A 15055-nucleotide genomic window follows, 5' to 3' on the forward strand; every position below is an offset into this window, starting at 1 on the left:
ATTGCCCAATCTACACCAAAAAAAGTCGGCGCTGGTGAGACGGCGATCTTGTGGCAGGGTAATCGCATGAACGTCGCAATACCGTCACCTCGCCCCGCCTGCGAGGAAAGGGACAGGGCGAGGGGAGGATTTTTACGCGCACTCGGGCATACAGGCGCACTAAAAGCCAGGCAGCCTCGCGCTGTATGGTTGATCAGGCTAATCACTGCATGCTCGCTGTTTGCCCTCTCCTTATGGTTCACCGCCTTATCTACCAACTTAGCTGCGGCTGAAAAAATAACGGATGACACTTTGCCCGACACAGCGCCTTACCTTGGCGAAATCCGCCGCGCGCCGAATGGGGCGCTGATTGTCGTCCCTGCCACGCCCACCTTGCAACCGACACCCGATACATCCGATAGCTCTGATACATCGGCTTCCCCCGCCGGCGGCAAAACAACAGGCCGCATCATTAGCGTCGGCCCCGATGCCCGTATCCATTCCATTGCCACAGCGGCGGCGTTGGCGCGCAATGGCGACACGATTGAAATTGCCGCAGGTGACTACCCGCAGAATGTTGCCGTATGGACGCAGGACAATCTGACGATTCGTGGCATTGGTGAAAAAAGTGGCGGGCGCGTGCGTCTCTTGGCTAACGGCGCCGGCGCCGAACAAAAGGCCATCTGGGTCGTCCGCGGCGGAAAAATTCTGATCGAGAATATCGAGTTTTCCGGCGCCCGCGTGCCGGATAAAAATGGCGCTGGCATCCGTTTTGAAGAAGGCGAACTAACCATTCGCCACTGTCGGTTTCTGGAAAATGAAAATGGCCTTATCAGCGGCAACAATCCCGACGCCGCACTCACCATCGAAAACAGCGAATTTGGTCATAACGGCGCAGGCGATGGCTACAGCCACAATCTTTATGTGGGCGCCATCAAAAAACTGCGCGTTGTGGGTAGCTATTTTCACCATGCCAACGCGGGTCACCTGCTCAAAAGCCGCGCGCGTGAAAACCACATTCTCTACAACCGGCTGACGGATGAAACTGGCGGGCACGCCAGCTACGAGCTGGAATTTCCTAACGGCGGCATGGCTTACGTGATCGGCAACATCATTGAACAAAGCGCCACCACAGAAAACACCATTTTGATTTCTTTTGGTGCTGAGGGTTACAAGACACCAAAGAACGCGCTTTATCTCATCAACAACACGCTGGTGGATCACTGGCCCGGAAACGGAACGTTTTTAGTCGTAAAACCTGGTGCTATCAACATCACCGCCTATAACAACCTGTTGCTTGGCAAACGGCCCCTCAACACCGGCATTGATGGACTCTTCGTCAATAATCCGAATGTAAATGCGCGTAGCTTCGTGCTGGCCGACCGGCATGATTACCGTGTCACCAGAGACAGCGGCCTGGAACGAACCTACGTTCCACCACCTGTTGCCAACGGCATAACCCTCGCCCCGCAACAAGAATATGTTCATCCCGCCGCAACCCGCCTATTGACGGGAACCCCCACCCTACCGGGAGCGCGACAGACCATGCAACCGGACACTATCCGCTAATGTCAATATGAACAAGAACAATAAACAATAGGAACAATAGAACAATAAAGAACAATAAGGGGTCAGTCACGATTATTGTCTGGCACCACTGGCTTTCTTGGTCTGCCCACCCCTTTGGATGCAGCCTGTCGTTTGCCCAGTTTCTCCATTTGAGTCCTGAATTGCTCGCTACCCAGCGCCCATCCCTTATGCGTGCAATCGCGGATCGCGGCAAGATCATCGGTTGTCAATGCAGAGTATGTGGCAATATGGGGTCAGACACGATTATTGTCACGATTATTGTCTGGCACCACTGGCTTTCTTGGTCTGCCCACCCCCTTGGATGCAGCCTGTCGTTTGCCCAGTTTCTCCATTTGAGTCCTGAATTGCTCGCTACCCAGCGCCCATCCCTTATGCGTGCAATCGCGGATCGCGGCAAGATCATCGGTTGTCAATGCAGAGTGAAACAACGCCCGATACGATGCCTGCCGCTCAACCGCATCAAACCCAAGCCGCAGGTATTCATCATGTGCAACCAGCCAATCTGCATTGAGTCCAGTATCACCACGAGCATTACGCTGATGACTTGACCAGGGATAATCCGCCGGATTGACCACCATCCCGGCACGTACCGGGTTCATCTCGATGTAACGCATCAGCGTCAGCAGATACTGCTCACTATCCACTACCGTCGCCCGATACCGTCCCTCCCAAAGCGTACCGCTACGCCGATGGGTGTCATTGAAATACCGCACATAGCGCCGCCCCACCGACTGCAACGTTTTGCCGATACTGTCCTCGCGGCTCGGCGTAGCGAGCAGATGGATGTGATTCGTCATCCACACATAGGCATGAATGGCGAGGCCAAACCGTTCAACCGCTTCGACCAGGGTATCTCGGAAGAACAGATAATCCGCTTCAGTGGCAAAGATTGCCTGACGGTTATTGCCGCGCTGGATGATGTGCTGGGGTTGGCCGGGGATGACGTAGCGGGGAAGGCGAGACATGAAAGACGCACCTGACTGAAGAGAGAGTTCCGATCATACAGGTATTTATCGTGTCTGACCCCATTGTTTTGTGTCTGACCCCATTGTTTTTTTCCTTGTTTTATTGTTTTTATTGTTTTATCATTTCCAGCCCCCATTGCCCTTGCGCCGTAATACACAAATACCCAGCAGACCGAGCCCTAGCAAGGCAAGCGTCGCGGGTTCAGGAACTGTTTGATGTTCGTTGTTGGTCGGCGGTGTCTGGTTGTCGCAGACCAACCTGCAGTTCGCATCACTCTCGACAAACAGTTGCGGCAACTCTGGTGCGAGCAAGACGGGATCACTCTCAAGCGGCTCTTCGGCAAACTGATCTTCAGGTGCGGCTTTTTGTGATTGCGGCTCACCATCGTTAAACGGCCACCGATCAGGCAAGTGCGACGAGCCACCCCCTCCCGGCACAAAACCCTGGCCTAACCTCAAACGCGGCACATCTTTTTGACCTGGCGGGATCGTATCACCGTCAGTATCTCCATTTGCGTCGTGGTTGAACAACGAACCCTGCGAATTTGAAAATCCCCGATTACCTGCTGAATGGTCAGTGTTGTCTACTGCGAAGATCAGCCCCCTGTTATCGGGATCCATTTCAAAGAAACCTGCCCCTTTATCCACACCACCACCCACCGCATCCCCCGGGTTGATGACATGCGTTTCAGCCGTAGCCACAACCAAATCCGGCAAATGATGACCAGACAACGATTTGGGCATCTGTTTTAACCAGGCTGTACCTACCTCCGTAGCCAAAGCACAAACCAGCGCCACCAGTAACATTGCCTTTCGATTTTTTCGTCGGCCTACATTTTTCATCGGTTTTTCCTTTGCCATCGAAGCGAAATTGTTTGAGCCATGTATCGGCTATCGATAGCAATAAAGCAATGTTCATGCCAAAATAAATTGTTTATATAAAACATATGGTTGAAGAAATATTCAAATCACCTCATGCGTAAAAATTAAAAAAACCGACACTTGTCACGGCAAATTTCTTTTGGTTATCTGGACTCGTTTGCTCATCAAATGAAACAAATCAGATGGTTGTATCGCATGGCAAAGCCTGTATTTTCGATTACCATTCTGAAGACAGTCCACCCAATAAAAGTCGGCACCCCAAGGGAACTTCCTGCAGGGCGCGCTGGCGATACGGCAAGACGAAAAACAGCTGTTTGCTGCACATACCCCGCATGAATACCTTGAAAGCAATCCTGTACGTCACAAATTCCACACCATGCGCATAGAAGCTGCCCCCCGTTTGCATCCAGCCTGGTTATTCGCCACCCTTGTCTTCATCATTTACGGCAGCCTCGTGCCGCTGGATTTTCATCCGCATTCACTGGCCTGGGCCTGGGATCAATTTCAGCGCACGCCCATGCTCAGTCTCGGGATAGAAAGTCGGGCAGACTGGATCGCCAATGGGGTGCTGTATCTTCCGGCGGGCTTCCTGCTGGCGGAACGCTTCGTTGGGCGACTTCGGGGATTGGCGCTGGGCAGCACGCTCCTGTTGAGCATCGCGGCACTGGCCCTCATCGCATTCGGTGTGGAATTCACGCAACTCTTTTTTCCACCGCGCACGGTATCGCAAAACGACCTCCTCGCCGAAACCATCGGCGGCGCACTGGGTGTGCTGCTTGCCTTGCCGTTAAGCAATTCAATCCGCCGAATAGCCGCCTTCAAACCTGCACACGGTACTCAAGGCGTGACGCTGCTGTTGGGCGTTTACATGGCGGCCTACCTGGCCTTTTGTTTTTTCCCTTTTGATTTCCTCCTGTCTGCCAAAGAGATTTCAGCAAAGTTGGCATCTGATCGATGGGGCCTTCTCTTCGCCGCCAGTCAACCTGGCTACGGCCTGCGTACCTTGATCACTTTGGCAATTGAAGTCGCCGCCGTTTTGCCTTTCGGTATCTTCATCGCCCGCAATGCACGCCGTCGCAGTCACCCTGAGACAAATGACGGACGAATGACGCAGCTGACTTTGCAGCTCATCATCAGTGGCCTGCTGCTCGGCATTGGCATCGAAACCCTTCAACTCTTTACCTATTCAGGCAGCAGCCAAGGCGTCTCGGTTATCACTCGCACATTGGGCGTTTATATCGGCGGCATGCTCTGGGTCACGATGGGGGTAAAAATGCGCTCGCCGTGGCATGAATCCTGGCAATCCATCTTGCAACGCCATTGCGTGCTATTAACCCTGCTTTACATGCTAGGCCTCGCCCTTTTTACGAGCTGGTTCTACCGCCCCTGGGGCAGTGTCGACTCCGCACAGGATGCGCTGGGAAAGCTTCATTTTCTGCCGTTTTACTATCACTACTATGTCAGCGAAGCTAATGCCTTGACCAGCCTGATCTCAGTGGCGCTGCTCTTCGCGCCGCTGGGCATTCTCGCGCAGCTCTCACAACGCCGATTGCTGCTATCGACCTATGCGCCAGCCGTCTTGGCCGCTCTTATTGAAACCGCCAAGTTATTCTCCACCAGCACACACGCCGACCCGACCAATATCCTGATCGCGGTAGTGATGGCACGCTTCACATTCCTTATCGTCAGCCGCATGATTCCCGACAGCCCGACGCCGCCGGCAGCGCACGATATACCCAGAAAAACCGATGACGCTGACCGTGCCCTTGCGCCTATTGCAACTCCTACCCCCCCTGCCCCTCCGACACCAAACACCGCTACTGCGCCCAAACGCCCTACCGCGCAGCACCTCACCCTGCTGATGCTCGCTGCCGCAGGCGTCACTTACTGGCTCATTCATTTTCCTGTGCAACCCTTGCTTCTTGCAGCGCTGCTAGCAGCCAGCACGCTTGCCGTTTGGCATAAACCCGTTGCCATCCTGCTGATCATTCCCGCTGCACTGCCCATCCTTGATCTGGCCCCCTGGAGCGGCCGCTTTTATCTTGACGAACTCGATGCCCTGCTGGCAATCACGCTGGCAACAGGCTATGCGCGCACTGCGGCCAGTAGCAACCCCTGGCACCCGGCATTGAAGTGGGCGCTGATTTTTCTGGCACTCAGCTTTTTCTTCAGCACACTACAAGCGCTACTGCCCTGGTCCATGCCGGATATCAGCTCGTTTGTAAATTACTTCAGCCCGTTCAACGCGCTGCGCATCAGCAAGGGGTTCGTATGGACTTTGCTGTTTATTGGTTTAACACGCCGCATCGACAACGCACCCAATCAGCGCTTCCAATGGTTCGCCTGGGGCATGGCACTCGGCCTGGCCGCCGTTGTTGCTACCATGATGCGCGAAAAAATCATGTTCGGCGGGCTCCTCAATTTCAGCTCGGACTACCGCGCCACAGGGCCGTTTTCTGCCATTCATACCGGTGGCGCCTATGTCGAGTGTTACCTGGCGATAGCCACGCCTTTTCTGCTTTACCTGACCATCACCACTCGCCGCTGGCTGCTGCGGATTGCCGGTACAGCGTTGTTACTTGCCAGCACTTACGCCTTGATGGCAACAGTCTCGCGCAACGGGTTTGCCGGTTATGCCGTCGCTTGCGGCTTGGCTTTACTGGCCCTGATGGCCGGTCAGGACAAAAAATTCAAGCGGTTCGTACAGATTACCCTGCTCGCAGGGGCGGCACTCGCAGTCGCTGTGCCGCTGTTTGAAGGCAGCTTTGTGCAACAACGCATGTCGCAAGTAAGCAACGATCTTGATGTGCGCACAGCCCACTGGCACGATGGACTCTCGATACGCGACAGCGGCTGGCTAACGGAAACTTTCGGCATGGGTATTGGCCGCTTTCCCGATACCCACTTCTGGCGCAGCCGCGAGCCTTTTCATCCCTCCGTCCACGCACTCGGTAGCGAGGCAGGCAACACCTTCCTTCGTATCGCGCCAGGCAGCACACTCTATGTAGAGCAGATTGTCGCCATTGAGCCGCATCAGCGCTATCGCCTGCGCTTTGATCTGCGCTCCGCCACGTCCGGCACCACGGTCGGCATCGCCCTGTGCGAAAAATGGATGCTGGCTTCGTCTCGCTGCGCCGCCTGGAACAAAAGCCAGGGCATTACACACGCAGGTATTTGGCAGCCGGTCGAGCAGCTCATCAACTCGGACGAGCTAGGCAGCGGGCGATGGTTCAGCCAACGCCCGGTGAAACTCTCCTTCTTCACCAACGGCAGCTCCGTGGTGGATATCGACAACATCCACCTCATCCCCGAACACGGAACGGACCGTATCACCAACGCCGACTTTTCACACGGCATGGATCATTGGTATTTTGCTACCGACGAGCACCTGGCCTGGCACATCAAGAGCATGCCACTGGCGATACTGTTCGACCAGGGATGGTTTGGCGTGCTCGGCTTTGGCCTGTTTTTTGGTGTGGCGCTCAGCCTGGCTGGCCGTGCGGCCTGGCGCGGCAACCCTGCCGCTGGCGTAAGTCTGGCCGCCACAGCAGGTTTTTTAGTGGTGGGGCTTTTCGACACCTTGATTGATGCGCCACGCTTTCTTTTTCTGCTACTCGTGCTCGCCCTGTTTGCCGCCCAGATCACGCAAAGCCCGAGCCCCGGCGCATCAGATAAACTGCGCGCCGACCATGGCCCCAACTAACAACCCAAAAACAAATCTTATCCGCGGTGCCGCCTGGACTATCGGCACCCGATGGCTCATCAAAGGGCTGGGCTTTATCAATACCGTCATCATGGCGCGTCTGCTCATGCCGGAAGATTACGGCATCGTGGCCATGGGCATGCTGGTGGTGGGCCTGATTCAAACCTTTCTTGATTTCGGCCCCGGCACCGCACTGTTACGCAAGGCAGAAGTCTCGCGGGATGAAATTGATTCCGCGTGGACGCTGGGCATCATTCAAGGCATCGGTGCTGGCCTGGCGTTAATCATTTCAATCCCATTTGCGCTTAATTATTTCAACGAACCCCGGCTCACTTTTGTCCTGTGGGCGCTTGCCGCCAGCGTGATCTTCATCAGCTTCGGCAATATTGGCCAGATATTGGCGCGCAAGGAATTCATCTACACGCTGGACTTCAAGATAGCGACCCTCACAAAAATTGCCAGCGTAGTCACCACCGTGATCGCCGGCATCATGCTGCGTGATTACCGTGCGCTCGTGATCGGCATCATCGCAGGGTATACCGTTCCCGTTTTCTTGAGCTATCTGTGGCATCCGTATCGCCCGCGCTGGAACACTTCAAAAATCGGCGAAATATGGACGCTCACCAAATGGCTGATGGTGGCCCGCGTGGGTCAATTCATTTTGCGCAAAGGGGACGAACTTATCGCTGCGCGCATTGGCACAACGCATCAATTCGGGATTTATAACGTCGGCTCGGATTTTGGCCAGATGCCCGTAGGCGAAATCGGCCCGGCCATGCTCAAAGCCCTTTTGCCCGTGCTCTCTTCGCTTGAGGGAAATATCGAACGCACCAATCAAGCGGTGATCAAAACCATCGCCGCCGTCAACACCGTCATCTGGCCCATCGGGCTGGGCTTCATGGCCATTGCCACCCAGGCGACCGAGCTTGCGCTGGGCAGCAGATGGATGGATGCCGTGCCTTTCATTTCGTTGTTTGCCTTGGCTTCTGTAGTGCAAACCATGACTTCGCCTGCCAATACCTTGCTGATCCTGCATGGCCATACCCGATCCCAAAGCCAGATTGTCTGGATCGAGTTTGCCAGCTTTGTTCTCGCCGCTCTCGCGCTCGTCCCCGGCTTTCATCTGATCGGGCTCGCCCTGGCCCGAATACTCAGCTCTGCCGTCAGCTCGTTTGTGACACTGCTCTATACCCAAAAGATCTGTCAGCTAAGCATGGCCCCGGCCCTTAAAACAATAGGCCGCCCGCTCGTCGGCGCTGCCTTGATGTATGGGCTGGTGACTTACATGATCACCCCGCTGCCGGGGATGATCACCTCGCCAGCACTGGGGCTTGCGGCTGCTATACTTTCCGGCGCAGTTTTCTTCATGCTTTGGTCATTAATCAGCTGGCACTTGATCGGGCGGCCAGAAGGGCTGGAATCAACCATCATGGATAAACTCACCCAGTGGCGCATGAGCAGATGCCACTGAACATCCTTGATATCACGTCAAAAGCCCCTCTCCCCTTGCGGGAGAGGGGTTGGGGAGAGGGGTAAATGGAGCAGCGGGAATTTGCCAAGCATCTGCGACACCGCATGACCGAAAGCGAGACCAGGCTGTGGCGACACTTGCGTGCGCATCGACTGAATGGCGAAAAATTCAGACGCCAGCAACCGATGGGTTCTTATGTGGTCGATTTTGTACATTTTGGAGCGCGACTGATCGTAGAAGCAGATGGCGGGCAACATAATGATGCGCCTCGTGATGAAAGCCGTGATACCTGGTTGCGTGCGCAAGGGTTCAAGGTGCTACGGTTCTGGAACAATGAAATTATGAATAATCTAGAAGGCGTGTTGGAAACTATTATGGCGGCGGTGACGCTGCCCCCTCTCCCCCAATCCCTCTCCCGCGAGGGGAGAGGGGGAATGTATCTATTTGTCCAACATGTTCACATGTCCCTCGCATGACCAGTACAAAACCGTAAGACTTTTCAATCATCATTGGCTCACACCCGATACGCATCAACAATACACACATGCAAGGCTACATCACCCTCGCCACCGGCAGCCGCTTTTATCTTGATCTGGCCATGAACCTGGTGCTCTCGCTAAAGCTCAATGACCCCACCCGCCCGGTGTGCATCGTCACTGACCGCACCATGGACATCCCCGAGGCTTGCCGCAAATTTATCGACCGGATCACCTTTATGGACGCCAAGCCCGGCTTTCACGGTTGCCTTAACAAACTGCGCATCAACGAAGTCAGCCCGTTTGACGAAACCATGTTTGTCGATTCCGACTGCATACTGCTCAAAAACGACATGGACAGGCATTGGGCCAAATTTCAAAGCCCCGGTTTTTGCAGCCCCGGCGGCAAAGCCACCTCCGGCCGCTGGTATGGCTTTGATATTGCCAAAGTGATTAAAAAACTCGGCATCGACTACATGCGCATCTTGAATTCCGGCGTGTTTTATTTTCGCCAGGGCGCAGAATCTGACCACTTCTTTGCCACCGCGCTGGACCTCGTGGAAAACCACAAAGAACTGCTCGGTTCATTTCACCGCAACAAACTGCAACTGGCCGACGAACCCTTCATTGGCGCCACATTAGGCAAACTGCACACCCCGACAGTCAGCTACCAACCTGCCGAAGGCAGCATACAAATCACGACGATTAACGCCTCCGACATGCAGTTCGATCCCTTTACCCACACCAGCCGGATCACCCGGTACGACGACTTCCGCTTGCTGGGCCGATTTTTCCCGCGCACCCATGTGCAGCACTCACCCACATTCGCGCATTTTGTGAAGCTCAAGCCCAAAGCCGTCTATCAGCGCATTTCAGACCAACTGCGCGACCACTTTGGCCTGCCCCGCTTCACCGCATGATGATGACAACCGCGCCTTCCACGCTTTCCTGCTACATCCTCACCTATAACAGTGAACGCCGTCTGGCGCAGGTGCTGGCCTCCATCAAACCCATTGCCGATGAAATCCTCATTGTCGATTCCGGCAGCACAGACCAAACCATTGCAATCGCCTTGGCTTTTGGCGCCAACATCCTCACGCGCAGTTTTGACAACTTTCGCGACCAGCGCATTTTTGCTGAAGACCACTGCACCCAGCCGTGGGTGCTGGCGCTGGATTCGGATGAAGTCGTCTCAGAAGCCCTCGGCAAACGCTTGCAGCAGTTAAAAAACACCCAGTTTCAAACCGAAGCAGGAGCAACCCCTGACGGATTTTCCATCCGCAGAAACTGGTTTTTCATGGGGCAACCCGTGCGCAATTTTTACCCCGTCAAAACACCCGAATTCATTGTTCGCCTGTTTCAGCGCGAACGCTTAAGCCATCGCGGCAGCCGCATCATCCATGAACAACTGCAACTGGACGGCGCCAAAATCAGCGCCCTTGATGAGCCGCTACTGCATTACAGCTGCGACAGCATTGACGACCTTTACGCAAAAATCGGCCTATACACAAAACTCGCCGCAGAAGACATGCAGGCTAAAGGCGAGCCATCCTCCTGGCTAAAAATTTACGCTTACCCCTGGCTGATCTGGGCACGCTGGCACCTGCTCTACGGCGGCTGGCGCGATGGCGCGCCGGGGCGGATACTGGGCAAATATGTGCGGGATACGGTTTATCTCAAGTACATCAAACTCAAGTATTTGAATACTGGCAAACCAGAAACAGCCTAGCTATGCACGCCCAATCTATAAACTGTCAAAAAGTCGGCGCTGGTGGGACGGCGACATAAGTCATGACTTTAGCCATAACCCAAGCCATGACGCCCCCTAACACGCGACGCGCCCTCTTGCTGACCTACCACGACCCGCAATGCACCAACTATGGCGCAGGGCAAAGAACACACTTTCTGCTCAAGGCGCTCGGTCAACAGTTACCGACAGATGTCGTTTTATTCTCTGAAACCAGTGGCGCTAATACCGTATCCGATCTGCCTGATGAACTCGGCGGCGGCAAACTGTTCCGCATTGACCATGAACCGAGCAGCTTTCTTGATCGCGCCTGGTGTGGCCTGCCCTCAAAACAGCTCTCCAAACTTCTTGCCGCCACCGTAGACTTCGATCAATACGACTGCATTGTTTGCCGCTACATCACGCCCTATCTCAAATGTCAGTTACCCGTTAATAAACCACTCATCATCGACTTTGACGACCCGGTGTACAACGTGCCTTGGCGCTCATTACGGCAACCCCGCGCGATCATCAAGGAAACCGTGAAATGGCTGAATCAACTCATCATCAAGGCGCGGTTGAAATCAGCACACGCCCAGAGCGCACATTTTTTGTTTGTTTGCGAACGGGATCAAGCCACCTTCCCTGAACTAAAAGGCGCTTTGCTTTCCAACATGCCCTCTTTCCCGCAGCACCCAGCGGATTACTCGGCGTCAGACGGGAAAACACTGCTGTTTGTCGGCTTCATGTCCTGGCAGCCGAACATCATCGCAGTGGAGCATTTTCTGGCCCATATCTGGCCGAAAATTCTTGCCAAAAACCCGTCCGCCCAATTCAGGATTGTGGGCAAAAGCACACCGGAAAATTTAAAGCGCTGGAATACCTTTCCGAATTGCATTGCAGAAGGCTATGCCGAAAACATTGATGCGGCTTATAAAAATGCGGCCATTTGCGTTGTTCCCGTTTTGTCCGGCGGTGGCTCAAACATTAAGGTGCCGGAAGCCCTGGCACATAACCGCCCGGTTGTTGTCAGCGTTTATGCTTTTAATGGATGGCGAAATTACTTTGTGGAAAATCAAGACCTCCTTGTGGCGTATGACGACGATGCTTTTGCCGCACACTGTACCGCCTTGCTAACAGACCGCGAGTTGGCCTTGAAGCTTGCACAAAACGGACACCATAGTGTCCTGCAAAAACTATCGTTCGACTCGTTTTCAAAGCAAGTCGGACGAACACTCCAGTCTATTTTTTCTGCATAAATCATATCGCCATGAAGCTTGATTTCTTGAAGCAAACCGCAGCCAAAATAGCTGATGTTATCCTGTCAAATAACGAATTTTCCGGCTTGCATGAAATCAGACATCTGAAGAAAACTTTCAACCTCCTTGACATCGATTGCGTATTCGATGTCGGTGCTAATTCTGGACAATATGCGGCGATGTTGCGTAAAAGAGTTGGCTTCTCGGGGCTGATTATTTCATTCGAACCAAATCCGGCCCTTTACCCGGAATTGCTCAAGCGATCAAAGTTTGATGAGAATTGGCATGTATTCAACAGCGCACTTTCTGATGCCGAAGGAAGTCTGCCTTTTAACATCATGGCGGAAAGCCAGTTCAGCTCATTCAAAGAACCAAATACAGAAGAATATACCGGACTATCTTATTTGAATAAGGTTCGGGAGGTGGTTTCTGTTCAATGTTATCGGCTCGAAACTTTATTTAATGAGCTCCAAAAAAATTATGGGTTCGTCAAACCGTTCCTAAAAATGGATACTCAAGGGAATGACCTGTTGGTTTTCAATGGAGCAAAGGGCATCCTCCATGAAATCCGAGGACTTCAAAGCGAACTGAGTTTTAAGCGCCTATACAAAGACAGTCCCTCGTATCATGACGCGTTGGTTGAATACACAAATGCTGGTTTTGAACTCAGTGCATTAGTCCCTAACAATGGGGCATTTCCCTTTGTTGCTCGAAATGGATTGCATCATGATTAATAAGCGCTTTCTCGAAAAAAAATAAACAACCTGCTATGACTGCCCCTACATTCATCCTCTACGGTGCCGAAGCCAAGCCCCGCACGCCCTTATCCAAGATGGAGCAATTGCGTACCGCTGCGCGCCGCAAATTGCATGGCTATCGCGATGTCACCCACTTTCGTCACGGCGATCTCTCGCATCTCGACTATCGTAATTACCTGGGGCCGGACGTGATCAATCTGGGCGACGTGGCAATTTCGCAATCCGTGACCGCGTTTTTGACCCACGCGGTAGATCGCCCGCTGCACTATCTCAACTGGGGTGAGCTGGACGCGCTGCCGCCGCATGAGCCTGGCACCCAAGAAACCATTGTCTTCGCAGGTAGCGGTTATTTTTCCCTGCGCAATGGCCGGCTCGCCCCACGAATTGCACACGATCTGCATGTACTAGAACAACGGGGGGCACACGCCATTTTTTTCGGCATCGGGCTGAATTTTCCGAACGTTAATGATTCCCAAGCGCCCACAACGCTGCACCCGGAAGACGCGCAACGCGTCACCCAGTTGCTCGACCGGGCAGACGGCATTTCGGTGCGCGATGCCGACACGCAGGCGGCTCTTTCGCCTTTGACGAATCGGCCTGTGCACTTGATTGGCGACCCGGCGCTGCATTTCTGTGCCCTGCATGCCATTAGCCAGAACCCGCGCCCGCCTTCCATGCCCAAAGAACGCCCGGTGATCGGCCTGAATCTTTTCTTTCATGGTCCTGATGTAACAATACTGCTGCAAAGAAATCTTGACGCCTACGCCACCGCCTTGAAAACACTCCAACAGGAAACCGGCTGCCAGTTTCATTATTTCGTGCATTTTGAAACCGAACGGGTGCTGCCCAAACTGCTGGCGGTGCGTGGTCTCTCGGTAAAAGTCGTCGCTGGTGACACGGCAACCTTGGCGCAGGGATATGGCAAACTCGACCTGCATATCGGCGGCATGCTGCATTCCTGCATTCTGGCGACCAGTGCCGGCACACCGTGCATCGGTCTGGCGTATGACATCAAGCATCAGGGGTTTTTTGATCTCATGGGCCTCGCGGAAAACTGCCTTTCAGCCGCCGAATTTTCGCCCGCGCTGTTGCTGGAACGGGCGCACAAACTACTGGCAGACCCGCAGCCAGTGCGCAAGCAGATAGCTCAGCGGCGCACGGCACTGGAAACAGCGACCCGCGCCTTTGTGGCATCGTGCCAAGCTGCTTTAGGCCGGCCGTCGGCATCATCTGCCGATCTGCCCGCTGTCCCGAACACTGCTTAACGCACGTACATAATCACTGCCATGTCAGCGCCCCTCGTCTCTGTCATTGTCCCCGTGCGCAATGGACGCGAATTCATTCACGAAGCCTTGGCCAGCGTTTGCAGCCAAAGCTTCAGCGATCTTGAAATCATCGTGATCGATGATGGTTCGGATGACTTTGATTACCCGACGCTCACGCAGCTGGACCCGCGAATTCGCGTGCATCGCTTGGAAGGCAGCGGTGTTTCCACCGCCAGAAACACCGGCATGCAGCTTGCCTGCGGGCAATTTTTCGCGTTTTTAGATGCTGACGATGTCTGGTTTCCCGGCAAACTGGCCGCTCAGATTCGTTACTTTGAGCAGCACCCGGAAGTCGGCTGCGTGTTTGGCGGTTTCACCAAATGGGCGCGTGCGGATGATGGCGCCTTTCCCCCTGCGCAAAGCCTCATGCAAGATTGCCAAGACCTGATTACCTGCGAGACCGAGCGTTCCGGCTGGCTTTACTCTCGCTTGCTCAAAGGCTTGCTGGTCGGCATGAATACGGCGGTGATACGCCGTGAAGTGTTCACGCGCCTGGGTGGCTTCGATGCGTCGATGCGCATCGGCGAAGATTATCTGTTCTGGCTCAAGGTTTCACGCATCTACCCGATGCACGCACTGGATGGGCCGGTGGCGCTGTATCGCATTCACGAAGCCAGCGCCATGCGGCTTTTGGACCCGGAAAATCATCTCACCCAATTGCTGAAAATCGCGGTCAGCCGCTGGGGGCTTACCAACCCCGATGGCACGGGTTTGCCCTTGGATGAATTCAAAAAACGCCTGGCAGAGAGCGAGTTCACCCATGGTTACAATCATTTTTGGGAAGGCTCTCCGGCGGTGGCACGGCGAGCATTTTTTCGTGCGCTAAAAGGTGGGGCTTTGCCGCTTCGCTCAGCCGCCTACATTGCCCTCACCTCCCTCCGCCAAGCGCTGCGGGCGCTGAAAAATCATCAGCCGGCGTGA

At 54.3% G+C, this 15055-nt stretch carries 12 protein-coding genes; 10 read left to right on the forward strand and 2 right to left on the reverse strand.

Going from position 1 to position 15055, the window contains the following annotated elements:
• Positions 1–66 precede the first annotated feature (66 nt).
• Positions 67–1548, forward strand: a complete 1482-nt coding sequence (locus PG1C_RS11200) for a right-handed parallel beta-helix repeat-containing protein (RefSeq protein ID WP_202634847.1) — start codon at positions 67–69, stop codon at positions 1546–1548.
• Positions 1549–1802: 254 nt separating this feature from the next.
• On the opposite strand, the gene PG1C_RS11205 is transcribed toward PG1C_RS11200, so the two are convergent.
• Positions 1803–2534: a transposase gene (locus PG1C_RS11205; RefSeq protein WP_202634848.1), complete on the reverse strand. Its 732-nt coding sequence runs from the start codon at positions 2532–2534 to the stop codon at positions 1803–1805.
• Positions 2535–2654: 120 nt separating this feature from the next.
• Positions 2655–3377, reverse strand: a complete 723-nt coding sequence (locus PG1C_RS14655) for a PEP-CTERM sorting domain-containing protein (RefSeq protein ID WP_237218166.1) — start codon at positions 3375–3377, stop codon at positions 2655–2657.
• 415 nt (positions 3378–3792) lie between these two features.
• Between PG1C_RS14655 and PG1C_RS11215 the strand changes: the two genes are divergently transcribed.
• The 9 genes from PG1C_RS11215 to PG1C_RS11255 all read left to right on the forward strand — a co-directional run bounded on the left by PG1C_RS11215 (position 3793) and on the right by PG1C_RS11255 (position 15055).
• On the forward strand, positions 3793–7119 hold the full coding sequence (locus PG1C_RS11215) for a VanZ family protein (RefSeq protein ID WP_202634849.1): 3327 nt from the start codon (positions 3793–3795) through the stop codon (positions 7117–7119).
• Entirely contained in the window at positions 7106–8590 is a 1485-nt protein-coding gene (locus PG1C_RS11220) for a lipopolysaccharide biosynthesis protein (protein WP_202634850.1), read from the forward strand. The genes PG1C_RS11215 and PG1C_RS11220 overlap by 14 nt, the downstream gene beginning before the upstream one ends.
• A 65-nt stretch (positions 8591–8655) precedes the next feature.
• Positions 8656–9066, forward strand: coding sequence for an endonuclease domain-containing protein (locus tag PG1C_RS11225; protein WP_202634851.1), 411 nt, complete (start codon positions 8656–8658; stop codon positions 9064–9066).
• Between the two features lie 68 nt (positions 9067–9134).
• Entirely contained in the window at positions 9135–9986 is an 852-nt protein-coding gene (locus PG1C_RS11230) for a glycosyltransferase family protein (protein WP_202634852.1), read from the forward strand.
• Complete coding sequence (locus tag PG1C_RS11235; RefSeq protein WP_202634853.1) at positions 9983–10795, forward strand: glycosyltransferase family 2 protein; 813 nt, start codon at positions 9983–9985, stop codon at positions 10793–10795. The genes PG1C_RS11230 and PG1C_RS11235 overlap by 4 nt, the downstream gene beginning before the upstream one ends.
• A 62-nt stretch (positions 10796–10857) precedes the next feature.
• A complete protein-coding gene (locus PG1C_RS11240; protein ID WP_202634854.1) occupies positions 10858–12051 on the forward strand; it encodes a glycosyltransferase family 4 protein in 1194 nt (397 codons plus the stop codon).
• An 11-nt stretch (positions 12052–12062) separates the two neighbouring features.
• Entirely contained in the window at positions 12063–12785 is a 723-nt protein-coding gene (locus PG1C_RS11245; RefSeq protein ID WP_202634855.1) for an FkbM family methyltransferase, read from the forward strand.
• Between the two features lie 35 nt (positions 12786–12820).
• Positions 12821–14074: a polysaccharide pyruvyl transferase family protein gene (locus PG1C_RS11250; protein WP_202634856.1), complete on the forward strand. Its 1254-nt coding sequence runs from the start codon at positions 12821–12823 to the stop codon at positions 14072–14074.
• A 21-nt stretch (positions 14075–14095) separates the two neighbouring features.
• Complete coding sequence (locus PG1C_RS11255) at positions 14096–15055, forward strand: glycosyltransferase family 2 protein (protein ID WP_202634857.1); 960 nt, start codon at positions 14096–14098, stop codon at positions 15053–15055.

This window comes from Rugosibacter aromaticivorans (assembly GCF_000934545.1).
Lineage (GTDB): Bacteria > Pseudomonadota > Gammaproteobacteria > Burkholderiales > Rhodocyclaceae > Rugosibacter > Rugosibacter aromaticivorans.

What these genes read in the sequence shown, in the direction of transcription:
- PG1C_RS11225 (WP_202634851.1), top strand. Translation starts at nt 8,656, where the DNA reads ATGGAGCAGCGGGAATTTGCCAAGCATCTGCGACACCGCATGACCGAA.
- PG1C_RS14655 (WP_237218166.1), bottom strand. Translation starts at nt 3,377, where the DNA reads ATGAAAAATGTAGGCCGACGAAAAAATCGAAAGGCAATGTTACTGGTG.
- PG1C_RS11250 (WP_202634856.1), top strand. Translation starts at nt 12,821, where the DNA reads ATGACTGCCCCTACATTCATCCTCTACGGTGCCGAAGCCAAGCCCCGC.
- PG1C_RS11235 (WP_202634853.1), top strand. Translation starts at nt 9,983, where the DNA reads ATGATGATGACAACCGCGCCTTCCACGCTTTCCTGCTACATCCTCACC.
- PG1C_RS11245 (WP_202634855.1), top strand. Translation starts at nt 12,063, where the DNA reads ATGAAGCTTGATTTCTTGAAGCAAACCGCAGCCAAAATAGCTGATGTT.
- PG1C_RS11200 (WP_202634847.1), top strand. Translation starts at nt 67, where the DNA reads ATGAACGTCGCAATACCGTCACCTCGCCCCGCCTGCGAGGAAAGGGAC.
- PG1C_RS11215 (WP_202634849.1), top strand. Translation starts at nt 3,793, where the DNA reads ATGCGCATAGAAGCTGCCCCCCGTTTGCATCCAGCCTGGTTATTCGCC.
- PG1C_RS11240 (WP_202634854.1), top strand. Translation starts at nt 10,858, where the DNA reads ATGACTTTAGCCATAACCCAAGCCATGACGCCCCCTAACACGCGACGC.
- PG1C_RS11220 (WP_202634850.1), top strand. Translation starts at nt 7,106, where the DNA reads ATGGCCCCAACTAACAACCCAAAAACAAATCTTATCCGCGGTGCCGCC.
- PG1C_RS11255 (WP_202634857.1), top strand. Translation starts at nt 14,096, where the DNA reads ATGTCAGCGCCCCTCGTCTCTGTCATTGTCCCCGTGCGCAATGGACGC.
- PG1C_RS11230 (WP_202634852.1), top strand. Translation starts at nt 9,135, where the DNA reads ATGCAAGGCTACATCACCCTCGCCACCGGCAGCCGCTTTTATCTTGAT.
- PG1C_RS11205 (WP_202634848.1), bottom strand. Translation starts at nt 2,534, where the DNA reads ATGTCTCGCCTTCCCCGCTACGTCATCCCCGGCCAACCCCAGCACATC.